This window comes from Proteiniborus sp. MB09-C3 (assembly GCF_030263895.1).
Lineage (GTDB): Bacteria > Bacillota > Clostridia > Tissierellales > Proteiniboraceae > Proteiniborus.
The window spans coordinates 1,169,057-1,191,823 of the sequence record NZ_CP127161.1; the positions used below are offsets into that span (position 1 = coordinate 1,169,057).

The window sequence follows — 22,767 nt, forward strand, 5'->3', positions numbered from 1 at the left end:
ACATGGAAACCACTAGTGATATACATTTAGGTCAGGTGGTTAGATCTAAGGCAGGAAGAGATAAAGGAAAAGTCTTTGTTGTATTAGATATTGTTGACAATGAATATGTGTTAATAGTTGATGGAGATTATAGAAGAATAGATACTCCTAAAAAGAAAAAGATAAAGCATTTAATAGTTTATAAAACTATTTTAGAAGACCTTAATGAAAAATTAAAGAGTCAACAGAAGATAAATAACGCATATATTAGAAAAGCTTTAGATCCATTTAATAAAGAGATATAATACCTATTGAACAGGAGGTTCGATTACCTAATGTCTAAAAAGGATGTTATTGAGGTAGAAGGGACCGTAGCAGAAGCTCTACCAAACGCCATGTTTAAGGTAAGACTAGAAAATGGCCATGAAATACTAGCTCACATTTCTGGGAAACTCAGAATGAACTTCATAAGGATTTTACCAGGAGATAAGGTAACAATAGAATTATCACCTTATGATTTAACAAGAGGTAGGATTACATGGCGTAATAAGTAGCAAGGAGGGTTTACGGTGAAAGTAAGACCATCAGTTAAAAAGATTTGTGAAAAATGTCAAATCATCAGAAGAAAAGGCAAAGTTATGGTGATCTGCGAAAATCCAAGACATAAGCAAAAACAAGGCTAATATAGGAAATAATTTTTTGTAGTTATATTGTCTGTTTTTTAGTATAATGTTTTAGTTGATACAAGTTATCATTGCGGCTGCTTAAAATAAATTTTAGTTTCAGATTTCAAGAGCAAGTAGTATAGTCAGGAAAGACTTTACTAGAGTGCACAGTTTTAGGAGGTGTAAACTTTAATGGCTAGAATTGCCGGTGTTGACTTACCAAGAGATAAAAGAGTAGAAATAGGACTAACATATATTTTTGGAATCGGAAGAGCTAGATCAAATGAAATACTAGCTAAAGCCGGTGTTAATCCTGATACTAGAGTAAAAGACTTGACAGAATCAGAAGTTAATGAGATAAGAACTGTTATAGACACATATATGGTAGAAGGTGACCTTAGAAGAGAAGTATCTCTTAATATTAAAAGATTAAGAGAAATTGGTTGCTACAGAGGATTGAGACATAGAAGAGGTCTACCAGTAAGAGGACAAAATACTAAGAATAACGCTAGAACTAGAAAAGGTCCTAAGAAACTTGCAGCGAAAAAAGGTAAAAAGTAATAGTAAAGGAGGGACTTTGATTGGTAGCTAAAAAAGGTGTAAAAACACGTGTTAAAAGAAGAGAACGTAAAAATATTGAAAGAGGTCAAGCACATATCAGATCAACTTTCAATAATACAATAGTTACATTAGCTGATGCTAATGGAAATGTACTATCTTGGGCTAGTGCTGGCCAATTAGGCTTCAAGGGTTCAAGAAAATCAACTCCATTTGCTGCTCAAATGGCTGCCGAAGAAGCAGCTAAAAAAGCTATGGAGCATGGATTAAAAACTGTAGAAGTGTTCGTTAAAGGACCAGGAGCTGGTAGAGAAGCAGCAATCAGATCATTACAAGCAACTGGACTTGAAGTTAGCATGATTAAGGATACAACTCCAGTGCCACATAACGGTTGTAGACCACCAAAACGTAGAAGAGTCTAGTGAATTGATATAGGAGGTGCACAAGAATGGCAAGATACACTGGTCCTGTTTGTAGACTTTGCCGTAGAGAAGGACAAAAGCTCTACTTAAAAGGAGATAAATGTTTTACTGACAAATGTCCGGTAACTAGAAGAAATTATGCTCCTGGGCAACATGGTCAAGGCAGGAAAAAAATATCTAACTATGGTATGCAATTAAGAGAGAAACAAAAAGTTCGTAGATATTATGGTATTTCTGAAAGCCAAATGAGAAAATACTTTGGCGCAGCAGATAAAAAAGTAGGAATCACAGGTGAAAACCTATTAAGATTATTAGAGCTAAGATTAGATAACGTAGTATTTAGATTAGGATTAGCAGCATCAAGAGCTGAAGCAAGACAACTTGTTACTCACGGTCATTTTAGAGTAAATGGTAAGAAGGTTGACATCCCTTCATACTTAACTTCAGTTGGAGATACTATAGAAGTTAAAGAAGGAAGCAAATCATCACCAAGATTTAAGGAACTTCAAGAGGGATTCCAAGGGAATGTAGTGCCATGGCTGCAAATGGATATTGAAAATATGTTAGGCAAAATCGTTTCAGAGCCATCTAGAGAAGATATTGATCTACCAATACAAGAGCACTTAATAGTAGAGCTATATTCTAAATAATAATTATTAGAATCAGTTACCCTCAAGATAGCCTAATAAAGATTATGAGGAGGGTCAAGTGTAAATGATAGAAATAGAAAAACCTAAAATAGAGATTGTTGACATAAACGAAGACAACACTTATGGTAAATTTGTTGTTGAACCTTTAGAAAGAGGATATGGAACTACCTTAGGTAATTCATTGAGAAGAATTTTATTATCATCATTACCAGGTGCTGCGGTTTCTTCTATAAAAATTCAGGGAGTATTACATGAATTCTCTACGATACCTGGGGTATTAGAAGATGTTTCGGAGATCATATTAAACATTAAGAATGTTGCTGCTATAATGTACTCAGATGAGCCAGTAATGCTTAAAATAGAAGCTGAAGGGCCTAGAGAAATTACGGCAGGAGATATTTTAACAGGCAGTGAAGTTGAAATACTTAATAAGGATCTTCATATAGCTACCCTTGAAGATGATGCAAAGCTATATATGGAACTTGAAATGACAAGAGGAAGAGGTTATGTCCCAGCAGAGAGAAATAAAAAGGACAATCAACCAATAGGAGTCATCCCCATAGACTCTATTTACACTCCTGTTAAAAAAGTCAATTTCAAAGTTGAAAACACAAGGGTAGGGCAGATTACTGATTATGATAAATTAACTCTTGAGGTATGGACAGATGGCACCATAAAGCCTGATGAAGCTACTTCGCTAGGTGCTAAGATTCTCAACGAGCATTTGAATCTTTTCATTACATTAACAGAGCATGTTAATGATGTTGAAATAATGGTTGAAAAAGAAGAAGACAAGAAAGAAAAAGTTCTAGAGATGACTATCGAAGAACTAGACCTTTCTGTAAGATCTTATAACTGCTTAAAGAGAGCAGGCATCAATACAGTTGAGGAATTAACACAGAAGAGCGAAGAAGATATGATGAAGGTAAGAAACCTTGGAAAGAAATCCCTTGAAGAAGTTCAACAAAAACTTGAAGAATTAGGATTAAGTTTAAAGAATAGTGATGAGTAATACCAGCTTAAAGGAGGGATAAGGATGGCTAAGCTAAGAAAATTAGGACGCCCTACTGATCACAGAAAAGCAATGCTTAGAAATCTTGTTACAAGCCTACTTAGAAATGGCAAAATAGAAACAACTGAAACAAGAGCCAAAGAAACTAAGAGAATGGCAGAAAAAATGATTACTCTAGCAAAAAGAGGAGATTTACATGCTAGACGTCAAGTCTTAGCATATGTGTATGATGAAACAGTAGTCAAAAACTTATTTGATGAAATAGCGCCAAAATATGCAGATAGAAATGGTGGTTATACAAGAATGCTAAAACTTGGACCACGTAGAGGAGACGCTGCGGAAACAGTAATATTAGAGTTAGTATAGTGATACAGGGATTAAGTTAGAGTATTATAGACTTAGTCCCTTTTTGCTTATTGATTATTTATTCCTCACCTTAGATATGATATAATATAGAATTGTTGAAAGCTTAGAGTTTCATTGAATATAATAAAAACATGTGTTAAACTAAAGTGGTATATAATGTGTCTTATAGAGAGGGATAAGAATGAATGATTCAATGATAAAGATAGAGAATGTTACTTATGAATATACTACAGCAGAAGACAAAGAATTTGCAGCCTTAAAAGACGTAAGTCTTGAAATAAAAAGAGGGGAATTTTTGGTTGTACTTGGCCATAATGGCTCTGGAAAATCTACACTTGCAAAATTAATGAATGCACTTTTACTGCCTACAAAGGGAAAAGTATACGTAAATGGCATGGATACTTCTGATGCGAATAAAGTATGGGATATTAGGCAAACAGCAGGAATGGTATTTCAAAATCCAGATAATCAATTAGTAGCCACTATAGTAGAGGAAGACGTAGCATTTGGACCAGAGAATCAAGGAATAGAGCCTAAAGAAATAAGAAGAAGAGTAGATAGAGCATTGGACATAGTAGAGATGGGTCATTATAAAAAACATGCACCTCATTTATTATCGGGCGGCCAAAAACAGAGAATAGCAATAGCAGGAATACTTGCCATGAATCCAGATTGCATAATATTAGATGAGCCTACTGCAATGCTAGACCCCTCAGGAAGAAAAGAAGTAATAAGTACAATAGAAAAGCTAAATAAAGAAGAGAAAAAAACTATAGTTCATATAACACACTATATGGACGAAGCAGTAAATGCAGATAGAATAGTAGTCATGGAAGAGGGGCAAATAGTATTGGAAGGTACACCAAAGCAGGTTTTTAGTCAGGTTGAAAGCCTAAAAAAACTAGGTCTTGACGTACCACAGGTTACAGAATTAGTATATGAGCTCAGAAAAGAAGGAATTAGCCTTCCAGCTGACATATTAACAGTTGAGGAATTGGTGGGATCGCTATGTCAATAAAAATAGATAACTTAACATTTATATACAATGAAAATACGCCTTTTGAATCTAAGGCTTTAGATGATATAAATTTAGAGATCAATGAAGGTGAATTTGTAGGGCTAATAGGTCATACAGGTTCAGGAAAATCTACACTAATACAGCATTTAAACGGTTTGCTCAAGCCTACATCAGGAAGGATTATGATTGGAGATGTAGACATAACCTCAAAAGGCATCAGCTTAAAGGCAATACGGCAGAAGGTAGGTCTTGTTTTTCAGTATCCTGAGCATCAGCTATTTGAGGAAACTGTCTATAAAGATATAGCATTTGGACCACTTAATTTAGGTTTATCTCAAGAGGAAGTAGATAATAGAGTAAAGGAAGCAATGGAGCTTGTAGGTTTAGACTTTGAAGCTATTAGTGAGAGATCTCCCTTTGAGCTCAGCGGCGGGCAGAAAAGAAGAGTAGCAATAGCAGGAGTACTTGCCATGAAACCAGAAGTCCTAATATTAGATGAACCAACAGCAGGACTGGATCCTAAAGGAAGAGACGATATTTTAGGACAGATTCAAAGCCTATATCAGAAAAACAAGATGACAATTATTTTAGTATCTCATAGCATGGAGGATATAGCTCGTTTAGTAAATAAAATTATAGTAATGCATAAAAGCAAGATAGCCATGGTAGGAACACCAAGAGAAGTATTTAAAAGGGCTAATGAGCTTGAAAGCCTTGGATTAGGTGCTCCTCAGATAACGTATTTTATGAAGGCCTTTAAGAGCAAAGGACATGATGTAAGAGAGGATGTCCTTACTGTACAAGAGGCAAAGGAAGAAATATTAGAGTATTTAAGGAGAAGTGGCAATGCTTAAAAATATAACTATAGGTCAATATTTTCCTGGAGAAACAGTTATTCATAGATTAGATCCTAGGATAAAGCTACTAGGAACTTTCGCTTTTATAATAGCCTTATTTTTTATTAATAGTTTTTATCCTTATATTCTTGTAGTAGCATTTATTCTGACGACAATAAAGCTGTCTAAGGTGCCTCTAAACTATGTACTTAAAGGATTAAAACCACTGTTTTTAATAATTTCAATTACATTTTTAATAAACCTGTTTATGACAAAGGGTGAAATACTTTTTGAAATCGGGCCACTAGATGTGACTAAAGAAGGGCTATTGCAAGCTACCTTTATGGCTCTGAGACTAATATTTCTAGTTATGGGAACTTCATTGCTAACTCTTACTACTTCACCAATTTCATTGACTGACGGAATAGAGAGACTATTAAAGCCTCTAAGCAAAATAGGTGTACCAGCTCATGAACTTGCTATGATGATGACTATAGCCCTTAGATTTATTCCTACTTTATTAGAGGAAACAGACAAGATAATGAAAGCTCAAATGGCAAGAGGAGCAGATTTTGAAAGCGGTAACATAATGAATAGAGCAAAGAGCTTAGTTCCACTACTAGTCCCACTTTTCGTGAGCGCATTTAGGCGTGCAGATGAGCTTGCTATGGCTATGGAGGCAAGATGCTATAGAGGTGGAGAAAATAGAACTAGAATGAAAGAACTAAAGCTAGAGAAGGTGGATTTTGTAGCATTAAGTATAACGACAGTATTTATAGCAATAATAATCACATACAGGTATATATAGAAGGGATCATTATGAGAAATATTAAGCTCATAATAGAATACGATGGAACAAATTATTTTGGCTGGCAGAAGCAGCCACATCAAAAAACAATACAAGAAGCTATAGAGTATTCAATAAAAAAAATCACCAAAGAAGATGTCGGTATTTTTGGCTCTGGCAGAACTGATAGAGGAGTCCATGCAAGAGGACAGGTGGCAAACTTCTTTACTGAGGCTAAGATACCTGGTGAAAAATTCAAGGATGCTATTAACAGCGTGCTGCCTAGTGATATTGTAATAAGCCATTCAGAAGAGGTGGACTGTTCATTTCATTCAAGATATAGTGCTCAGGGAAAGGAATACAGGTATGTAATCTATAATAGAAGGATACCAAGCCCACTGTTGAGAAATTATGCATACCATGTGCCTCAGAAGCTTCACTTTGATTTAATGCAAAAAGCCTCAGCTGACTTTATTGGAACTCATGATTTTACTGCTTTCATGGCTTCAGGAAGCTCAGTAAAAGATACTACTAGGACAATATATAGCATACACTTAAACAAAAATCACGAAATAATCGAATTAAAGATAAATGGAAATGGATTTTTATATAATATGGTTAGGATTATAGCAGGCACATTAGTAGACATAGGAATAGGTAAGATTGATAGCAGCTATATTTCAGAAATATTATTATCAAAGGATAGAAAAAATGCAGGACATACTGCGCCTCCACACGGATTATATCTGGAGAAGGTATTTTACTAGAAATAATTTTCCGATTTATTGAAAATGACTTGACACACGTGGAAGGTTGTATTAAAATATAAAGGTATGTTGGCGTAAAAAATCCACTAGCCCCGGATTTTTATATAAATACATTCAACTCATCGGTTTTAAGGAGGGAAATAATGAAAAGTTTTATCGCAAAGCCTAATGAAATTGAAAGAAAATGGTATATTATTGATGCTGAAGGAAAAACACTAGGAAGACTTAGTACAGAAATTGCAAGTATATTAAGAGGAAAACATAAACCAATTTTTACACCTCATGTTGATACAGGAGATTATGTAATCGTAATCAATGCAGAAAAAATTGTAATGACAGGAAAGAAACTAGAGCAAAAGGCATATAGATACCATACTGGGTATCCAGGTGGACTTAAAGAAGTTCCATACAGCACACTAATGGAAAAAAATCCAGAAAAAATAATTAGTTTGGCAGTTAAAGGCATGCTACCTAAAAATTCTTTAGGAAGAGCTATGTTCAAGAAATTAAAAGTTTACAAAGGTTCAGAACATAAACATGAAGCTCAAAAACCTGAAGTTTATGAAATATAGTTCAGGAAGGGAGGAGACTGTAAATGGCTAAGGTTCAATACTACGGTACAGGTAGAAGGAAAAAATCAATAGCAAGAGTAAGATTAGTTCCAGGTTCAGGGAACATAACTATAAATAAAAGAGATATAGAAGAGTACTTTAACTATGATACATTAAAAGTATTAGTTAAAGAACCTCTTACTATAACAGATACATTAGATAAATATGATGCATTAATTATAGTTAATGGCGGTGGATTTACTGGCCAAGCAGGAGCAGTAAGACACGGAATATCAAGAGCCCTAATTAAAGCAGACGAAGAGCTAAGACCAATACTTAAGAAAGCTGGCTTCTTAACAAGAGACCCAAGAATGAAAGAAAGAAAGAAATATGGTCTTAAGAAAGCTAGAAGAGCATCACAGTTCTCAAAGAGATAATTTTTATAAAAATGAGTATAAAACAGTCACAGAAATGTGGCTGTTTTTATTTTGTCTAAAAGCACTATATATAGTAAACATAGCGACATATAACACTACATATAGAGGTTATAGATATAACAGGTAAATATGATTGGACTTGTAGTAATTAAAGAAGTGTTGTTAAATGTTGGTCATGATTTGTTTATATGGGTAAATTTCTACCCGTTATTACACAGTGGGTTTTTGGTGTGTGTAGAAAGATGTGTAGAATGAACTTCTATATAGAAAATTTAAACGTAAAATGGACAATGAATAAGGAACATCTACTTTAAGAAAAAGTGGGTGTGCCTTTTGTATTGTATTGGACTGAAATATATACATAGATATCAACGTGATAATTATTATAGGTATAAATTAAAAAGTTAAAAAATAACTTTGAGATTTAAATAAACGGTTAGTGAAGAGCTAACAGAAAGAGGGATAACAATGATAATTAGAATTACTGAACCAAATGGAAGAAAAGGAATCGTAGTAGTGAAAGATGACGGAAGAGTTTATAAGGTATTAGCTGATGTAATAAGAGTAGAGTACTATAGAGAAAAAGCAGAAAAAGTATTATTTGCAGTAGATATACAAGATTTAACAAGAAGAAAAGGTTGTAGCATAAGTGATAATACTTATAATGTTGGAGATGACAGAAGACTACAAGCAAAAGTAACATATGACTTCATAGTTGGTGATGTAGAACTAACTGATAAAGTTGAAGTTAAAACAGATTTAACAGAAGAACATGATGGTGAATTAGCTCGTTATATAAAAGCTATAGGAATTAAAAGGACAATTGAAGATATGATAGAAGATTATTTTGAGCATTATAGCTACAGTCTAAAAGAAATCAGATGTAATAAATGCAATAGTAATCTTGGTTATGTCGAAGGTGATTACTCTATAATTTGTGATAGTTGTGGATTATTAAACAGAAGATAAAAACAAATGGTCACTTGGTTAGTTTAACAGCTAATCAAGTGACCTACAAGATAAGGAGGTACAAGCTTATGGGTGAACTAATACTTCCTGATATTAAAATAATATACGATATTAGAGAAGAACTAAGACAAGACCCAATATATTGGGCATTATCACTTAGCATTACTCATGTAATAGTAGAGAATTATTCAATGGATGCAAAGATGATAAAGCAGCTTGAAAGTGATAATTCATTTAGTGATGAAGTTAGTTTAATGTTCATAGTAGAAAAAGATGGAGAAAGAATAAGTTTAGTTGCATTTGCTGTAGAAGATAATACTGGCTTATATATAAGAGTTCAGCATTTACAAGATGATTATTACTTTAAAGTAGAGAAAAACAGTCACTTTCAATCATTAGACATTGTAACTGAAGAATCATTTAAACATGATGTAAGATTACTGAAATTAATAAAGAATCCGAGCAATGAGACATTAGAGAAGTTTGGAATAGGAAAGCAAGTTGATTATAGGCTATTTGACGGAAAAAGGAAGTTGAGATTAGACCAATCAACAGTGAAACTATTTAAGAGTTTATTTGATTAATAGCAGGGGGCGATAATATGATACAAATTCTAATGTTAGATACTGAATTAAGTAATGAAGACGCTGCTAAATGGATGATTGACATATTAGATAAATACCCACATATCAACATAGGATTTAGAGCTACTACATTTCAGGTTGAAGAAGTTAAGAAGATTATAAAAGAAAGAATGGTTATCTCAAAAGCAATAAATGACCTAGTTAAAAATACAGAATTACTTGAGGATAAATTAAACAGTGCTTCTGATAATCAACTAGATAAGCTTGAAGAATTAGAAAAAAGCATTAAAGAGTTATATGCAGGTATACAGATTGTAAAGTTGAATAAATCGCAAGTTGTTTAATACATTACATTTACTAGTGGAAAAGTTAGTCTATTGGCTAAAGGTGAATGTGGTGTAAATTACCAGATACTCAATAATAACTAGTGGTGTACTTCAAAGTACATCACTAAATTAAAAATTAGGAGGACACTAACATGACAAACTCAATAATTACTTTAATGGTACTATTCTTCATAATGATATTCGTTGGATACTTGGCAATAATGTTTTACAGTTTAACTGCTAAACTAAGACGTAGCTGCTACTCAATAGAGGATGACTCTTATAATTACAGAAGACACATGAAAATGTACTATAATTATTAAACATTGATTTAAAAGAAGTAAGAACCATTTATCAACTGAAAAATGACACTAATAGAATTAGTTAGTAAGAATTTAGTTAACTAACTAAATTTGAAACTAATTGAGTGGTAAAAATGGAGATGTAAATGTAGAAAACAAGGTATTTAGAAATAAAATGATAAGAAATTAAAATAAATTTAAGATGGAGGTAATGGTATGAAGACAAATGAGAATCTTACACTAGAAAGCATTAAAGAAACGTTAGATGAAATCTTTGCAGGACAGGAAATACTGCTTATGAGTCTTGGATTAAATAAAGGCGGTAAGATTAAAGGAAATAAACTTGAAAAAAAAGTAGGGGAACTTACAGCAGAAGGTAATTCTATAGCTAGAATAAAAGTAAAGCTTGGTTGCTCAAGTAGTATAGTATCAGGTTACAGAAGACAAATTAAAAACAAGATAAGAAAGCTTATGGCTAAAGGTTATAGTGAACAGCATATAGCTGAAGAACTTGAATACTCTGAATTAGTAGTATCACATTTTAAGAAACTGGTAGAAAAAGATATAGCTAAAGAATTAGCTAAAGAGGAAGAAATAGACTTCTAAACTAAATAGTATTACATGAATACCACTCAATACGTTTATTGTGTGGTATTTTTTTATTGAAAAATAATTTTTAAAATATAGGCTATAGACGTTTCTATTAACTTCAATATGTAAAAAATGTATTCATTCTTATATACGTTCTTATTTAAAGCGGCTATACGTGTTGAGTTTGCTGGAGTTGGAGGGGTTGCAAAAAATAGTTGTCCGCGTTATGGTAAAAAATAAGGAGGTGTTTGAGTAAATGGCGGAAGAGGTTAAAAAAGTTACTAAACAAAGTAATAAGCCAACTAAAGCAGCGGATAAGGAAATTAATATAATTGAGTTGAGTGATAAACTTGATTCAATATATGAACTATTCACTGGTTTAACTGAAAGACTTGATAGTGTACTCAGTGAAGTTGAATTAACCAATCATGTAAATAGAATTTTAATTGAATTGGTTGGTGGTGTTGATCCAGGACGGAAGAACTTAAGCGATATCGAATTAGTTAAACTTCGTAATGAAGGTGTTAAGGTCAAGGATTTAGCTAGAATGCAGGGTATTAGTCAATGTGCAATGAGTAGAAAATTAAAAGAACTTAGAGAGGAAGGTGTATTACATGACCAAGGAAGAGAGAACGATTGAATGTGCAATAAGTTATATGGTAAACAATCAATCAAAGCAGTTTAGTAAAGAATTAGTTTTATGTGCTGAAATTTTAAAACAGATTAAAGAGAAAGGGACGGTATATGATTATACAAAGTTTAGTATGACGGATCAAGAGCTTGTAAGTGATATAGCGTATAATATTTATAAGCTTGAGCAAGATGTAGACAATAATAAATGGGTAGAACCAGAAGATTTATTCTGTTCAGACGAAGAAATTGGAGAGTTATATACTGGTGATGAAGAAGATGAGCCAGAGTTAGATTTTGAGGACATTGGAGACTTCATGCCTGTTACTACTGATGAATTATATAACTTGTATTCAGTGCTTAGTGGTATTGGAGTACCTAATATTATTTTTGATGGTATAGGGTATTGTTTTAATAACGGATATTATAAAATTAAAGACGTTGGTATTGAAAAAATGGTTTTAGCTGTAACTCAAGTAGAGAAAAGTGAGCTAGACCCAATGTGTATAAAGCTATTGGAAAATCAAATGTAGCGGATGTTTATTTGCAGACATAATTCAATCTTACATAATATATTACAAAACAATAAGTAGGTAGATAGTACAGTTAGTGTATTATCTACCTACTTTTATTTTGCTTAAAATTACGTGCTTATGTACGTGGATATGAATTATAAATATAAATTAAATAAATAAAAGCAATAAAGAATTAAGGAGGTTAAACAGTAACAAGTTGTATAACGGATCCTGGAAAAGATCCTATCATTGAATTAAAAATAAAAAACATAATTTAGGAGGAAATAACAATGAAAGAAAACATGGAAAAACTGATGGATAACTTAACAATGGCTGCTGAACTGGAGGCTATTAGTAACTACGAAACTGATGAAGAAATTGGTGTAAAGGGTAGATACTTTACTAATATTAAATTAGTAAAGAAAGTAACAAATGTAGATGAACAAAATCGTACTGTAGTAACTCATATGGCTTTAGAAGGTAATGATGACATAATTGTAATAAGTCATATTCCAAATACAAATCTACTTGGAATATACACTGTATCAGCTAGTGGTAAAAAGCAAGTACTAACACCTAGTATTAGAAATAATAGAACTTCAATTAACAGAGATAATACAAGTGTTTGTGTGAATGAGTTAATATGGCAGTTCGATAGAATTGCAAATGGACTAGATGTAGTAATAGGTCAATACAATCACTACTTACCTGTAAGTTTTATTGAAAGACTTAATATTAACGAGTTGTTCGGTGTGGATTCTGGTGATGTAGTTGATAGAAACCAGAACATGTTACATTGGAACATATGTAATAAAATTAGGATTAAGACTGGACTACTTTGTAAGATATCATCTTACAGTAATATAATGGATGTAGCAAAAGAAAGAGATGTAACAGTGGAAGATGTACTTAAATATAAACATATTAAAAGAAATGGATATATCGAAGTACTTGAATAATTAAGATAGTCTCCTAAAAATTAAATATAAACACTAAAAGGCACTAATTTCCATAGGTTAGTGCCTTTTAGTTTGTCTATTTACAGTTATAGTTTATTAGTAAATACATCGTTTCAATCGTTATATATAAATAGATATATCTGAATGAAATAGTTATAGGAGGTACTGGATATGAGAGGGAAAAAACGATTAGGCACAGAGATGGCAATGAATAGATTAGGATTCGACACCTACAAAGAGGTCAATGATGCATGTAATTACTACTGTGAGAAAAGGGGACTTGACATAAGATTCTATGAGAAAAATGTAGAGCATTATATAAATTGTAGAACTGGTTTAAGTGTAGAAAAATTAGTGGTATTAGCGGATGTATTAAAGGTTAGAGACTTAAGAGATTTAGATGAGATTTTTACACCTCCTGTACCAGCAAACGTAGGTAAATATTGGATTGGTAACAGGGGAAATAAAGCACAAGACATGGATTGTTCCACTATTGACATTGGAAAGTTGAAAGACCTGTAGGGATGTTCAAAATGTGAAAGGAGGTGGATTAGATGCATGGATCAAAGGCTAATACCAATTCTAGAAAGCGTAAAGCTAAATATGAAAAGCTTAAAGGTATGTTATGTATGTCACAAGTAGCAGCTGATGTATACGATAAACTTACAAAGAATGGCAGGCAGAAAAGATTGTTATCATTAATTAGAATGTGTTCTTCTAAAGCTTTATCAGAAGAAGAAACAGCTAAAACAATAGTGAAATATTTTAATAGCTTTATAACAGAGAAAGAACTTGGATATGAGACTTTTTTAGCTCTTGTAGAAACATATCCAGACATTTATGAAGCCTGGATGTACGGTGAGATTGGGGATGAATTAAATGCTCAGATGATAAAAGACAGAGCCTTTGAGATGGCTATGCAATCAGATGATGTTAGTAAGATAGTACAATACACTAAAACATATGTAGACCAAGAGGATGAGGAACAATCTAATTCAATGAGTGCTGATATATCTTTCAATATAGAAGTTAGGACAGGTGATAATAATGAGTAAACGGAATAAATCATCTGGACTACAGATAAATATGAACAATTTAATAATAGATACATTTACAAATGTAGTTAGTCTTGTAATGAATAGGAAAGTTGATAGGTTAGCACTTAAAGGTGGAAGAAGTAGTACAAAATCACAGATTGCAGCTTATATAATACTTATGTTCTGTATGATATTTAATGTAAGTGCTATAGCTATAATTAAAATTGACAGTAGAGTAAGAGAAAGACTTGTACCTACATTTATATCAGCTATGAATTATATGGGAATTAGGCATAGGTGGAAATATAGAAAATCACCTGATGAATTCGTATTACTTGATAAGTTTGGTAGAGAAACAGATGTATCAATTAGAATGATGGGGTGTAAAGACCCTGAATTAGTTAGATCAGCAAGATCAAGAAGTGGTCAACCATTTGGAATAGTATGGTTTGAAGAGGCTGCTAACTTCGCTTCATATAAAGTAGTTAAAGATATGGAAGACACTTTATATCGTGGTGGAGCTATTATTATTTATACTTATAACCCTCCAAGAAGTACAAGTGCTTGGGTTAACGAATTGTTTAACAAGCCATGTGGTAAAGTTTTGGGATATGATAGTAATGAACATCATTCAGAATTTATTAGTGAATATGAAGAACCAGAGCTTGATTCAGATGGTAATAAAACAGGTAATATGAGAACTGTACAAGTAGTTGAAAGACTTGTAGTACATCATTCAACATACAAGGATGTTATAGATTCTGGACATGCTAGTTGGTTACAGCCTTCTTTTATAGCCTCAATACTAAAATCAGAAAAGGAAAACTATGATTTCTACAGGTGGAACTACTTAGGTGAGGTAATTGGTACAGATGCTAATATCTTTAGTAATGTATATGACATTAATATTGATGAAGTTAAAGAACAGTTAGACATAGATAGAGTTTATAGGGGACTTGACTGGGGTTATGGCGGACCAGACCCTACATCATACACTGAATGGTTCATTGATAGAAAGAATAATGACTTATATTTATTAGCAGGGTTTCATAGACCAAACATGTCACCTGAAGAAGTAGCAGAGAAGATAAAAGAGCTCAATAAATTTAACTTTCAAGTTATAGCTGATTGCGGTGTTCCATTACTTAATACAGGTTTAATGAATAATGGAGTAAATGTAAGACCTGTTAAGAAACAGCGAATAGATATAGGAATAAGAGTGTTGCAGAGTTTTAATCATATTTATATAGACAAGAGAAAATTTCCAGAGCAATTTAATGAATTTAAGAATGCAGAATGGAAGGTGGATGAGAAAACTGATTCTATTACATCAACACCTGTAGATAAGAATAATCACTCAATAGATAGTTGTAGATATAGTTTAGAAGAATATATCAAGAATTTAACGTAGGGAGGTGCAAGGTATGGAATTAAACGACAATTTTATATATAGGAGTGACTCTAAAGGTCAATATGATACTAACCTTAATATACTTAAGCCTGGTAATGTATTTCCAAGCAATGAGGTCAGGGGGAGAAATAGAGTATACAGATATTGTAAGAAATTGTACAGTGGAGAGTATGCTAAAAATAAAAAGATTATAGCATTAGTAAATAATAAAGAGACTGAAATACCTTATAGAGTACTTTCTATGAATCAATTCAAACTGATAGTAAATAAAATGTTTAGTTTGATGTTCCAGAATGAAATAAGTATTAAGACTGGTGATGTTGAAAGAGATAAAACAGTAGTAAGTTTAGCTGAAAGAACTAACTGGTTTAATTCAATTGGTAGAGCAATTAAAATGGTAGAAACTTGTGGTGATGCATTTTTAAAGACATATATAAATGGTGTTAGTCCAGTATCTCCATTGAATTGTTTTAAGGTAGTACACCCAAGTGATATTAATACTACATTAGCATTTGTGTTATACGAGTATTTAACTAATGAAGAAGAAACAAAGTACACGCACATGAGAGTTGAAATACATACTAAAGGATTTATATACGAGAAGGTATTTCATTATTCTGGTGATGGTAAAAGTGGTGTACTTGGAGAGTCTGTAGATTACGAATACAGAGGAAGGTTAATCAGTAAAGACTGGACAATAACAGAAACTGATATAGAAGATGCTTGTTGTATACAGCATTTAGGTGTTGATATAGAGGCAGATGGTGTTTATGGGTCTTCTCCCTTACTTGATATACAAAACATAGTGTTTATGTTGGAGGCAAGGGTATCAAGTGAGTATCACGTTATAGCAAACCATGAGAACCCATTATTAATAATGGGACAAGAAATGTTTATGCCTGATGAAAAGACTGGTGGCTATAAACTAAGAGAAGTAAACGGTAAATTTATAGTTAAAAACGCTGGTGATAATAGCTCACCTGAATATGTAACATGGGATGGTAAGCTAGATAATTCAAGTGAACTTAGAGAAGATTTAATGGACTATTTGTATGAATTATCTGAAATGTGTAAGCCATTTATGACTGGTGAATACACAGGTAATATAAGTGAGGAAACACTTAACAATACAATCAAGTCAGCTATTGATAAAGCGAATAGACACGTAACAGAAATGTGGAGTGCAATTAGAGAAAGTTTATATGTATTATGTAGACTAAACGATATAGATGTAAGTATTCAAGAGATAAATATAGAGTTCAACATTGGTAGAACTGATGATGACAAAGTAGTTTCTGAAATAGCTGAAACTTATATAAAGAATAACATATTTAGTATTGGAACTATTCTTGAAAAATATCATGGATACACATCAGCACAGGCTAAAGCAGAGATTGAGAAAATTATAGCTGAAAAACGACTATTAAATGGTTTAGAAAAGGAGGAAGAAAGTTATGAAACTGATTGATGTACTTAAGAAGTTGTTAGGAGACAGTCTAGATGAAGAGATTGAAACATCAGAGAAAGAAGAGGATGCTACAAAAGATGCAGGTGATGTAGATAAGGATATTGAAGGTGGTAAAGAAGACGAATCTGATGATAAACCAGATGATAATAAAGAAACAGCTGGGGAATCAGATGAGACAAATGGTGAAGATACAAGCGGAGGTGAAGATATGGCAGATAAAACAAGGTTAATCTTTGAAGATGGTTGGTATAATACTGAAACTGGTGCTATTGATAAAACTAAAATACATGATGAGTCAGTAGTAAATGCAGTTACAATGCTAAGTAATATCATTGAAACAAATAACAATAATCAATTAATTTCTAATGCTATCAATGATGCTATTAGAACTAACAATGTAAAAGTAAAACCTGAAACATTTAGAAAATGCTTAGATACTACTAATGTTAAAGTGGAAGATGGTAAGGTAGTTGGTTTAACAGAGGCTATTGAAGCTCTTAGGGCAAGTGAACCTACATTCTTTACAAAAACTAGAGAAAGCAGCCCATTAAATGAGGGGTTCAGTAAATCAGATAATATTAAACCTAAAGCTACATCAGAATTATCTAATGTAGATTTAGCATTAAAGGCTATTGAATCAATAGAAGAATAAGAAAGGTGGTAATAAATTATGATAGGTGCATTAAATACTTTAACTACAGCACAATTACAAGAGGGTTCTAATCCTGCTCTATTAGCACTTGGAGCAAGGACAGCAGTACAAAACGAACTATTTAATATGTTCGACATGACTCAGGATGGATTTGCTACTATTAGTGAGATAGCTCCTGGACAATCTGGTGGACAAATTATTAAAGTTGTTTACAGGGATGAAAATACTGGAGCAGCTTTTAGAAAGATTGGAGAAGAATACACTCCAAAGAATGTAACTCAAAAGTCAGAACTTTATGAACAAAAACTTTTGGGTGGGGCATTTAATTATGACTACGCTATGGATCGTTTTTCTGTGGCTAACGCTACTACTAGAGCATATTGGTTAGCGGATCAGATTAATGATAAAGTTGAGTCTATTATAAATGGTTTTGCTAACAGTATTATAAAGGGTAAAGTAGCAGATAACCCATTAAGTGTTAATGGATTAGATTACTACTTATCAGCTGGTCAGTCATTAGCTAATATGAGTGATAACAATGTGCTTGAAATTGCGACTTCTACTTTGCATACTTACGAGGGTGCTTCTAAGTTCGAGGAAAAGATTAGAGTTAACATTAATAAAATGAAGGGAGCTGCTCCTAACGTAATAATTACTACTGAGGATGGTAAAACAGCACTACAGACAGTTAACAGAACTCTTAATAAGGGAATCATGTTAATTAAGTATGGTAGCCTTGAATATTATCAGTTCCTTGGTTTAAATATTATAGCACTTCCAGACAGTTACTTTGATGAAGATGAACTTGCTAAGGGTATTCCATTCTACATGACTAGAGTTGGTAGAAAAGGTGTATCAGTTGTAATTCCAGATGATGGGCAAATTATTGCAATTAAGCCTCCTAAGTTTGCGACTGGTAAACTTGTAGAAGTTGGCTCTTGTGAAATGATTTATGTTCCTGTAATTCAATCTATATACTGTGTGTCTAGATGTTATATAGATATAGTTGCTGATCCTGAAGTACCTGGGGTTTAATCATAATAAAGGAGATGGTGTAAAAGCCATCTCCTTTAAGATATAAGGAGGTGTAAAGGTGGGAACATATTTTGATATTGAATATGCAGATACATTAGTTAAAAGTCTATTTAAAACAAATTCAGATGAAAGAAAATTGTGGGATGCTCTTGTAGATGAAGATAAACAGATACTAATAAATGAACATTCAGACATCATAAACAATTGTATGTTTATTGGATATAAAGTAAACATTAATTCATCTTTACAGTTTCCGAGATATATCAATTGTAGGGTAGTTGAGTGCCCTGAAGATATAAAGAAAGCAATAGTATCAAATGCTTTAATCAAAGAGAATAGATCAAGTAAGCAGGAGACTAAATATCAAGAACTTAATGTTGAAGAAATGTCTACAGAAGGTTCTAAAATCAAGTTTGATTTAAGTAAAAAGTCAAATATGTATATAAACGGTGTAGACAAAGAAATTTATAACAAATACCTTAGAAAATGGTGTTATTAAAGGAGGTAACATATATGGAATGGATAAATGTAATACAAACAGTTGGAGTTACGACAGCGGCATTAATTGCTTGTGCTTGGTTTATATATAATAAAGATAAACAAATATCAGATGGTGCTAAAGAAAGAGAAGACAAGGCTTACGCAAGGGAAGACAAGCTCATGGAAGTAAATTCAGCGAATGCTAAGGCACTTGATAAAGTAGCAGATACAATTAATGATAGTAATGCTATCAATAAAGAATTATCAGAAACAAATAGAATGTTAGTAAGCAAGATAGATAACCAGTTAAATAAGATTGATTCTATTGATGGTAATGTGAACAAGATACTTGACAAGCTTAATACTTAAGTTAATTACAGGGACTTTTCCACCCTGTTATTATATCCTCCTAATTATATATAGTTGGTACACTTCGAAAGAGGTGTACTGGCATAGGATAATTAATAGAGTTTAATTGTTCTATGTCAGTACATTTCAATTTAATAATTACAGTGAAAACTACGCACTGTTTTTATATAAGATAGTTCTTTTTCATGCATCACACCTATTCTAAAGTTAGTACACTTCGTAAAGAGGTGTACTGACATAGTGGAATCAATAGTTTAATTGGTTCTACTATGTCAGTACATATCTAAACGAAAGGAGTGAGTGATTTGTTTAATTTTGATGACATTGTAGTTTATGAGAAATCTAAAGGTAAAGATAGAACTGGTGATTCGTTAGGATATGAGCCGCCTGAAAATAGAAAAATGAGAATTGCTTATGATGGATATGAAGAAGTCACTAAAGATGGTAATACAGCACGAATATGGAAAAGGGTATATCACTCACCTTTTGAAGTATTTGAAGATGATAAAACAGATGGTTTTGTATTAAAAGACATAACAGTTTGTAAAGTACCTTTAATAGGTAAAGTTTATTGGCGAATCGAGGTGAGATAGTTGAGAGCCAGTGATATAAAGCGTGGGACAGACACTATATTTGATGTAATACAGAAAAACTTCAATATAGAAGACACTGGTTACAAGTCTATGATAGCTGAACTGGAGAGTTTAGCGGCTATATTAAAAACTAACCAAGATAAAAACAATACTATCAGAGTTAGAGAAGTAGAAGAACTATTAAGGAATAAGGGACAAGCTCAATTAATAGAAGACAAGCAAATGTTTAATAGAATTGTTGACATAAGTAAAAATATCAATCTTGAACAAGGAAAATTGAAACAAGTAATTAGAATGGCTGATGACCTTATATTCGACATAAAGAATACAAGAGATTGGTTGAATAAGTATCAATCTATTATGAAAAGAGGCTATTATACTTCTCAAGATAAACTTGAATTATTGGGTAAAGCAATACTTGGTAGAGCTATAGAACTATGTCCAATAGATACAGGTTTATTGAGAACTTCTGGCTCATTATTAATTGGTAATGGCTTTATAGTAATAGTATTTACTGCTCCATATGCTTCATATGTTCATGAGAATATGGCAGTTTATCACCCTGTAGGTCAAGCTAAATTCTTGGAGTTAGCATTAAGTGAGTTCATACCAAACAAGACTACGTGGGTAGAGACTCATGGTAAAAATATAGTGTACGCTCGTATAGATTTAGCTATGAATGTTAAATACAAACACTACGATTAAGGGGGGTGATAACATGTTGAGGTTGTATGATGATATAGAAAAGAAGTTACGTAAAGATAATACTTATGAAACTATAATGATTAATGGTCTTGAAGTAGATAAGCCTGGTATCGTTGGTATATTCTTCTATCCAGGTAGAGAAGATGAAGAAACAATGGATGCAGAGGTTGGAGAGTTTATCAAGTGTCACGTACAAGTAAATAATAGACCTGGAGAGGCTGGTATACAGGAGTCTTCTGATTACTTAAGGAAGTTTATCAAGGAGATTGAAAGAGAGATCAGTGAAACAGAGGGGTTGGAGTATGTGTACTGTAAACATTTGGGTGCTAAAGTAAAACCCATACAAAAAAACGTTCATGGCGTAGCTGGAGCTAGTTGTGATATAGAAATTCAATATATTTTAACTGAAAGGACAAGGTGATAATATGAAGAAAATCATTTTTAAGGGTGATAATGGTAGAGCCTATATTGGTACATCAGAGACTCTTACAGCTGAGGATAAGTTAGTTGGTTTGATATCAGTTGGAGAAACTGGTGCAGAAACAGAGGACATTGATGTAACTGATTTAGGTTCTGATACAAGAGAAACAGAGAATGGTTATAAAGAGCTTGGTACTTGCGAGATTGAAGTTTTCCTTGATAAGGAACAATTCACAAGACTTAAAGGTTATAACAATGAGGACACAGATATTTATCTGGGTACTTTCATCATTGATAAGAAAACAGGTGAGGCTATTTATTCAGCTGGTTTCAAAGGCAAAATTGGTAGTGTTAAAGCTGGGGCTATGGGAATTGGTGAATCTGCTAGATACACAGTGTCAGTTAAGTTAAACAAAGAAGTTGAATTAACTGAACCTGAAGATGAACCTGTAGAAGGTTAAGATACTTAAAGGACTTGGAATGTTTAAATGTTCCAAGTCCTAAAAATTAATTAGAACACTATAAGGAGGATGTTACTATGAGTAGAAAATTAACTAAGTTTTTTGGTTCATATACATTAGATCAATATACAGCTAAGACTGGAAAGGGTTTATTAGATATCATTGATGTTGGTGATCTCAATATTAGTAGTATTATAGACCTTGCTGAATTAGGTAATAAAGGCATGAAGAGGGAAGATGTTTGCGATAAGATTGATACTTATTTAGCAGCAAGTGATGATAATAGTTACGTATCAGTTTATTTTGACTTACTTAAAGAGTTTGATATGGATACAAAGCTATTAAGAGCTTCTGGTATTAAAGTACAGGATTTAATTGATGATTACAATAACAAATTGAAAGAAGAAAGGGATGCAATCAATAAAAAGATTGAGTCCACTGTTAATTCAGTAACTGAACAAGAAGAAAAACAAGTTGAAAATATAAATGATGCATTATAAGAAAATTATAAAGCATTGAAACAGTCAAGGGACATTAATGCTACCATCATTAATGTCCCTTTTTTAAAGGTGGTGAAAATATGATTGTAAAGCAATTTTTTATAAAAGACTTAAAAAATTATGAAACTGACACAGGAGATAGTGTAATTAAACTGTTCAATGAATTTGATATACGTAACCTATTAATCCTTATTAGTTTAGGAAATGGGTGTTGTAGTATAGAAGATGCAAGCATTATATTAGATAATTACTTAATTGAAAGTGAAGAAAACAGTGTAATTTCAGCACTACAAGATATCAGAAAGTGTTTATTAGGTGAGACAGCAAGTGAAACAGATGATACTCAAGAAGGAATAGATATAACAAAATATAGAAATATAACTGCTTTATATAATGAAATATGTTCTCAACTTATGAGTTCTGGTATCAATTGGAGTGAATTCTGGGACATGACTACTACTGATATATACTTAGCTTATGATGGGATTAGAACTAAAAATAATAATGAATTAAACAAGGAATTAGCTATGTATCATAATTTAGCACATATGGTTGGAGCGGCTGTATGGGGTAAACTTGGTAACGAAATACCTAGAGTATCTGAAGAACAAGAGAATAGAATTATTGAAACAGAGGAATATGGTGAAATAGACTTAGAAACTTATAATGCTATAGCTAATTTAGAGGCATTAAAAAGAAGTGTTGGATAGAA

General features: G+C 32.6%; 36 protein-coding genes. All 36 read left to right on the forward strand.

What is annotated here, in order from left to right:
• The first annotated feature begins 2 nt into the window (after positions 1-2).
• The 36 genes from QO263_RS05545 to QO263_RS05720 all read left to right on the forward strand — a co-directional run bounded on the left by QO263_RS05545 (position 3) and on the right by QO263_RS05720 (position 22,765).
• Positions 3-284 carry a KOW domain-containing RNA-binding protein gene (locus tag QO263_RS05545; protein ID WP_285627395.1) on the forward strand — a complete coding sequence of 94 codons (282 nt, stop codon included), beginning with the start codon at positions 3-5 and terminating at the stop codon, positions 282-284.
• A gap of 30 nt (positions 285-314) precedes the next feature.
• Complete coding sequence (infA, locus tag QO263_RS05550) at positions 315-533, forward strand: translation initiation factor IF-1 (protein WP_285627398.1); 219 nt, start codon at positions 315-317, stop codon at positions 531-533.
• 15 nt (positions 534-548) lie between these two features.
• Positions 549-662 carry a 50S ribosomal protein L36 gene (rpmJ, locus tag QO263_RS05555; RefSeq protein WP_041701799.1) on the forward strand — a complete coding sequence of 38 codons (114 nt, stop codon included), beginning with the start codon at positions 549-551 and terminating at the stop codon, positions 660-662.
• A gap of 174 nt (positions 663-836) precedes the next feature.
• Positions 837-1,205, forward strand: a complete 369-nt coding sequence (gene rpsM / locus QO263_RS05560) for a 30S ribosomal protein S13 (RefSeq protein ID WP_285627400.1) — start codon at positions 837-839, stop codon at positions 1,203-1,205.
• 20 nt (positions 1,206-1,225) lie between these two features.
• A complete protein-coding gene (gene rpsK, locus QO263_RS05565) occupies positions 1,226-1,624 on the forward strand; it encodes a 30S ribosomal protein S11 (protein ID WP_285627403.1) in 399 nt (132 codons plus the stop codon).
• Between the two features lie 26 nt (positions 1,625-1,650).
• Positions 1,651-2,274 carry a 30S ribosomal protein S4 gene (rpsD, locus tag QO263_RS05570; RefSeq protein ID WP_285627405.1) on the forward strand — a complete coding sequence of 208 codons (624 nt, stop codon included), beginning with the start codon at positions 1,651-1,653 and terminating at the stop codon, positions 2,272-2,274.
• A gap of 64 nt (positions 2,275-2,338) precedes the next feature.
• Positions 2,339-3,286, forward strand: coding sequence for a DNA-directed RNA polymerase subunit alpha (locus tag QO263_RS05575; protein ID WP_285627408.1), 948 nt, complete (start codon positions 2,339-2,341; stop codon positions 3,284-3,286).
• Positions 3,287-3,310: 24 nt separating this feature from the next.
• A complete protein-coding gene (rplQ, locus tag QO263_RS05580; RefSeq protein ID WP_285627411.1) occupies positions 3,311-3,652 on the forward strand; it encodes a 50S ribosomal protein L17 in 342 nt (113 codons plus the stop codon).
• Positions 3,653-3,833: 181 nt separating this feature from the next.
• Positions 3,834-4,670: an energy-coupling factor transporter ATPase gene (locus tag QO263_RS05585; RefSeq protein ID WP_285627414.1), complete on the forward strand. Its 837-nt coding sequence runs from the start codon at positions 3,834-3,836 to the stop codon at positions 4,668-4,670.
• Positions 4,661-5,524, forward strand: a complete 864-nt coding sequence (locus tag QO263_RS05590) for an energy-coupling factor transporter ATPase (protein ID WP_285627417.1) — start codon at positions 4,661-4,663, stop codon at positions 5,522-5,524. Before QO263_RS05585 ends, QO263_RS05590 begins: the two co-directional genes overlap by 10 nt.
• Positions 5,517-6,314, forward strand: a complete 798-nt coding sequence (locus tag QO263_RS05595; protein WP_285627419.1) for an energy-coupling factor transporter transmembrane component T family protein — start codon at positions 5,517-5,519, stop codon at positions 6,312-6,314. The genes QO263_RS05590 and QO263_RS05595 overlap by 8 nt, the downstream gene beginning before the upstream one ends.
• Before the next feature lie 11 nt (positions 6,315-6,325).
• Positions 6,326-7,060 carry a tRNA pseudouridine(38-40) synthase TruA gene (gene truA, locus QO263_RS05600; RefSeq protein ID WP_285627422.1) on the forward strand — a complete coding sequence of 245 codons (735 nt, stop codon included), beginning with the start codon at positions 6,326-6,328 and terminating at the stop codon, positions 7,058-7,060.
• Between the two features lie 143 nt (positions 7,061-7,203).
• Positions 7,204-7,632, forward strand: coding sequence for a 50S ribosomal protein L13 (gene rplM, locus QO263_RS05605; RefSeq protein WP_502928699.1), 429 nt, complete (start codon positions 7,204-7,206; stop codon positions 7,630-7,632).
• Between the two features lie 23 nt (positions 7,633-7,655).
• Positions 7,656-8,048, forward strand: coding sequence for a 30S ribosomal protein S9 (rpsI, locus tag QO263_RS05610; RefSeq protein WP_285627425.1), 393 nt, complete (start codon positions 7,656-7,658; stop codon positions 8,046-8,048).
• A 468-nt stretch (positions 8,049-8,516) separates the two neighbouring features.
• On the forward strand, positions 8,517-9,017 hold the full coding sequence (locus QO263_RS05615) for a hypothetical protein (RefSeq protein ID WP_285627428.1): 501 nt from the start codon (positions 8,517-8,519) through the stop codon (positions 9,015-9,017).
• A 68-nt stretch (positions 9,018-9,085) separates the two neighbouring features.
• Complete coding sequence (locus QO263_RS05620; RefSeq protein WP_285627431.1) at positions 9,086-9,601, forward strand: hypothetical protein; 516 nt, start codon at positions 9,086-9,088, stop codon at positions 9,599-9,601.
• A gap of 17 nt (positions 9,602-9,618) precedes the next feature.
• On the forward strand, positions 9,619-9,945 hold the full coding sequence (locus QO263_RS05625; protein ID WP_285627434.1) for a hypothetical protein: 327 nt from the start codon (positions 9,619-9,621) through the stop codon (positions 9,943-9,945).
• A gap of 134 nt (positions 9,946-10,079) precedes the next feature.
• Positions 10,080-10,250, forward strand: coding sequence for a hypothetical protein (locus QO263_RS05630; RefSeq protein WP_285627437.1), 171 nt, complete (start codon positions 10,080-10,082; stop codon positions 10,248-10,250).
• Positions 10,251-10,445: 195 nt separating this feature from the next.
• Positions 10,446-10,835, forward strand: a complete 390-nt coding sequence (locus tag QO263_RS05635; RefSeq protein ID WP_285627440.1) for a hypothetical protein — start codon at positions 10,446-10,448, stop codon at positions 10,833-10,835.
• 241 nt (positions 10,836-11,076) lie between these two features.
• Complete coding sequence (locus tag QO263_RS05640) at positions 11,077-11,460, forward strand: hypothetical protein (RefSeq protein WP_285627443.1); 384 nt, start codon at positions 11,077-11,079, stop codon at positions 11,458-11,460.
• Complete coding sequence (locus tag QO263_RS05645) at positions 11,435-11,983, forward strand: hypothetical protein (RefSeq protein WP_285627446.1); 549 nt, start codon at positions 11,435-11,437, stop codon at positions 11,981-11,983. Before QO263_RS05640 ends, QO263_RS05645 begins: the two co-directional genes overlap by 26 nt.
• A gap of 272 nt (positions 11,984-12,255) precedes the next feature.
• A complete protein-coding gene (locus tag QO263_RS05650; RefSeq protein ID WP_285627448.1) occupies positions 12,256-12,924 on the forward strand; it encodes a hypothetical protein in 669 nt (222 codons plus the stop codon).
• A 171-nt stretch (positions 12,925-13,095) separates the two neighbouring features.
• Complete coding sequence (locus tag QO263_RS05655) at positions 13,096-13,446, forward strand: hypothetical protein (RefSeq protein WP_285627451.1); 351 nt, start codon at positions 13,096-13,098, stop codon at positions 13,444-13,446.
• Positions 13,447-13,478: 32 nt separating this feature from the next.
• Positions 13,479-13,979: a hypothetical protein gene (locus QO263_RS05660; RefSeq protein ID WP_285627454.1), complete on the forward strand. Its 501-nt coding sequence runs from the start codon at positions 13,479-13,481 to the stop codon at positions 13,977-13,979.
• Complete coding sequence (locus QO263_RS05665; RefSeq protein ID WP_285627457.1) at positions 13,972-15,372, forward strand: PBSX family phage terminase large subunit; 1,401 nt, start codon at positions 13,972-13,974, stop codon at positions 15,370-15,372. Before QO263_RS05660 ends, QO263_RS05665 begins: the two co-directional genes overlap by 8 nt.
• A 13-nt stretch (positions 15,373-15,385) precedes the next feature.
• Entirely contained in the window at positions 15,386-16,840 is a 1,455-nt protein-coding gene (locus tag QO263_RS05670; protein WP_285627462.1) for a phage portal protein, read from the forward strand.
• Positions 16,827-17,492 carry a phage scaffolding protein gene (locus QO263_RS05675; protein ID WP_285627465.1) on the forward strand — a complete coding sequence of 222 codons (666 nt, stop codon included), beginning with the start codon at positions 16,827-16,829 and terminating at the stop codon, positions 17,490-17,492. Before QO263_RS05670 ends, QO263_RS05675 begins: the two co-directional genes overlap by 14 nt.
• An 18-nt stretch (positions 17,493-17,510) precedes the next feature.
• Positions 17,511-18,527, forward strand: a complete 1,017-nt coding sequence (locus QO263_RS05680) for a hypothetical protein (protein WP_285627468.1) — start codon at positions 17,511-17,513, stop codon at positions 18,525-18,527.
• Between the two features lie 58 nt (positions 18,528-18,585).
• Positions 18,586-19,026, forward strand: coding sequence for a hypothetical protein (locus QO263_RS05685; RefSeq protein WP_285627470.1), 441 nt, complete (start codon positions 18,586-18,588; stop codon positions 19,024-19,026).
• 14 nt (positions 19,027-19,040) lie between these two features.
• Positions 19,041-19,376: a hypothetical protein gene (locus QO263_RS05690; RefSeq protein ID WP_285627473.1), complete on the forward strand. Its 336-nt coding sequence runs from the start codon at positions 19,041-19,043 to the stop codon at positions 19,374-19,376.
• Positions 19,377-19,681: 305 nt separating this feature from the next.
• Complete coding sequence (locus QO263_RS05695) at positions 19,682-19,969, forward strand: hypothetical protein (protein WP_285627475.1); 288 nt, start codon at positions 19,682-19,684, stop codon at positions 19,967-19,969.
• A complete protein-coding gene (locus QO263_RS05700) occupies positions 19,970-20,674 on the forward strand; it encodes a hypothetical protein (protein WP_285627477.1) in 705 nt (234 codons plus the stop codon).
• 13 nt (positions 20,675-20,687) lie between these two features.
• Positions 20,688-21,095 carry a hypothetical protein gene (locus QO263_RS05705; protein ID WP_285627480.1) on the forward strand — a complete coding sequence of 136 codons (408 nt, stop codon included), beginning with the start codon at positions 20,688-20,690 and terminating at the stop codon, positions 21,093-21,095.
• 4 nt (positions 21,096-21,099) lie between these two features.
• Positions 21,100-21,555, forward strand: a complete 456-nt coding sequence (locus QO263_RS05710; RefSeq protein ID WP_285627483.1) for a hypothetical protein — start codon at positions 21,100-21,102, stop codon at positions 21,553-21,555.
• 77 nt (positions 21,556-21,632) lie between these two features.
• Positions 21,633-22,055 carry a hypothetical protein gene (locus tag QO263_RS05715; RefSeq protein ID WP_285627486.1) on the forward strand — a complete coding sequence of 141 codons (423 nt, stop codon included), beginning with the start codon at positions 21,633-21,635 and terminating at the stop codon, positions 22,053-22,055.
• 80 nt (positions 22,056-22,135) lie between these two features.
• Positions 22,136-22,765: a hypothetical protein gene (locus tag QO263_RS05720; protein WP_285627488.1), complete on the forward strand. Its 630-nt coding sequence runs from the start codon at positions 22,136-22,138 to the stop codon at positions 22,763-22,765.
• The last annotated feature ends 2 nt before the right edge of the window (positions 22,766-22,767 follow it).

What these genes read in the sequence shown, in the direction of transcription:
- QO263_RS05545 (WP_285627395.1), top strand. Translation starts at nt 3, where the DNA reads ATGGAAACCACTAGTGATATACATTTAGGTCAGGTGGTTAGATCTAAG.
- infA (WP_285627398.1), top strand. Translation starts at nt 315, where the DNA reads ATGTCTAAAAAGGATGTTATTGAGGTAGAAGGGACCGTAGCAGAAGCT.
- rpsM (WP_285627400.1), top strand. Translation starts at nt 837, where the DNA reads ATGGCTAGAATTGCCGGTGTTGACTTACCAAGAGATAAAAGAGTAGAA.
- rpsD (WP_285627405.1), top strand. Translation starts at nt 1,651, where the DNA reads ATGGCAAGATACACTGGTCCTGTTTGTAGACTTTGCCGTAGAGAAGGA.
- QO263_RS05575 (WP_285627408.1), top strand. Translation starts at nt 2,339, where the DNA reads ATGATAGAAATAGAAAAACCTAAAATAGAGATTGTTGACATAAACGAA.
- rplQ (WP_285627411.1), top strand. Translation starts at nt 3,311, where the DNA reads ATGGCTAAGCTAAGAAAATTAGGACGCCCTACTGATCACAGAAAAGCA.
- QO263_RS05585 (WP_285627414.1), top strand. Translation starts at nt 3,834, where the DNA reads ATGAATGATTCAATGATAAAGATAGAGAATGTTACTTATGAATATACT.
- QO263_RS05590 (WP_285627417.1), top strand. Translation starts at nt 4,661, where the DNA reads ATGTCAATAAAAATAGATAACTTAACATTTATATACAATGAAAATACG.
- QO263_RS05595 (WP_285627419.1), top strand. Translation starts at nt 5,517, where the DNA reads ATGCTTAAAAATATAACTATAGGTCAATATTTTCCTGGAGAAACAGTT.
- truA (WP_285627422.1), top strand. Translation starts at nt 6,326, where the DNA reads ATGAGAAATATTAAGCTCATAATAGAATACGATGGAACAAATTATTTT.
- rplM (WP_502928699.1), top strand. Translation starts at nt 7,204, where the DNA reads ATGAAAAGTTTTATCGCAAAGCCTAATGAAATTGAAAGAAAATGGTAT.
- rpsI (WP_285627425.1), top strand. Translation starts at nt 7,656, where the DNA reads ATGGCTAAGGTTCAATACTACGGTACAGGTAGAAGGAAAAAATCAATA.
- QO263_RS05615 (WP_285627428.1), top strand. Translation starts at nt 8,517, where the DNA reads ATGATAATTAGAATTACTGAACCAAATGGAAGAAAAGGAATCGTAGTA.
- QO263_RS05620 (WP_285627431.1), top strand. Translation starts at nt 9,086, where the DNA reads ATGGGTGAACTAATACTTCCTGATATTAAAATAATATACGATATTAGA.
- QO263_RS05625 (WP_285627434.1), top strand. Translation starts at nt 9,619, where the DNA reads ATGATACAAATTCTAATGTTAGATACTGAATTAAGTAATGAAGACGCT.
- QO263_RS05630 (WP_285627437.1), top strand. Translation starts at nt 10,080, where the DNA reads ATGACAAACTCAATAATTACTTTAATGGTACTATTCTTCATAATGATA.
- QO263_RS05635 (WP_285627440.1), top strand. Translation starts at nt 10,446, where the DNA reads ATGAAGACAAATGAGAATCTTACACTAGAAAGCATTAAAGAAACGTTA.
- QO263_RS05640 (WP_285627443.1), top strand. Translation starts at nt 11,077, where the DNA reads ATGGCGGAAGAGGTTAAAAAAGTTACTAAACAAAGTAATAAGCCAACT.
- QO263_RS05645 (WP_285627446.1), top strand. Translation starts at nt 11,435, where the DNA reads ATGACCAAGGAAGAGAGAACGATTGAATGTGCAATAAGTTATATGGTA.
- QO263_RS05650 (WP_285627448.1), top strand. Translation starts at nt 12,256, where the DNA reads ATGAAAGAAAACATGGAAAAACTGATGGATAACTTAACAATGGCTGCT.
- QO263_RS05655 (WP_285627451.1), top strand. Translation starts at nt 13,096, where the DNA reads ATGAGAGGGAAAAAACGATTAGGCACAGAGATGGCAATGAATAGATTA.
- QO263_RS05660 (WP_285627454.1), top strand. Translation starts at nt 13,479, where the DNA reads ATGCATGGATCAAAGGCTAATACCAATTCTAGAAAGCGTAAAGCTAAA.
- QO263_RS05665 (WP_285627457.1), top strand. Translation starts at nt 13,972, where the DNA reads ATGAGTAAACGGAATAAATCATCTGGACTACAGATAAATATGAACAAT.
- QO263_RS05670 (WP_285627462.1), top strand. Translation starts at nt 15,386, where the DNA reads ATGGAATTAAACGACAATTTTATATATAGGAGTGACTCTAAAGGTCAA.
- QO263_RS05675 (WP_285627465.1), top strand. Translation starts at nt 16,827, where the DNA reads ATGAAACTGATTGATGTACTTAAGAAGTTGTTAGGAGACAGTCTAGAT.
- QO263_RS05680 (WP_285627468.1), top strand. Translation starts at nt 17,511, where the DNA reads ATGATAGGTGCATTAAATACTTTAACTACAGCACAATTACAAGAGGGT.
- QO263_RS05690 (WP_285627473.1), top strand. Translation starts at nt 19,041, where the DNA reads ATGGAATGGATAAATGTAATACAAACAGTTGGAGTTACGACAGCGGCA.
- QO263_RS05705 (WP_285627480.1), top strand. Translation starts at nt 20,688, where the DNA reads ATGTTGAGGTTGTATGATGATATAGAAAAGAAGTTACGTAAAGATAAT.
- QO263_RS05710 (WP_285627483.1), top strand. Translation starts at nt 21,100, where the DNA reads ATGAAGAAAATCATTTTTAAGGGTGATAATGGTAGAGCCTATATTGGT.
- QO263_RS05715 (WP_285627486.1), top strand. Translation starts at nt 21,633, where the DNA reads ATGAGTAGAAAATTAACTAAGTTTTTTGGTTCATATACATTAGATCAA.
- QO263_RS05720 (WP_285627488.1), top strand. Translation starts at nt 22,136, where the DNA reads ATGATTGTAAAGCAATTTTTTATAAAAGACTTAAAAAATTATGAAACT.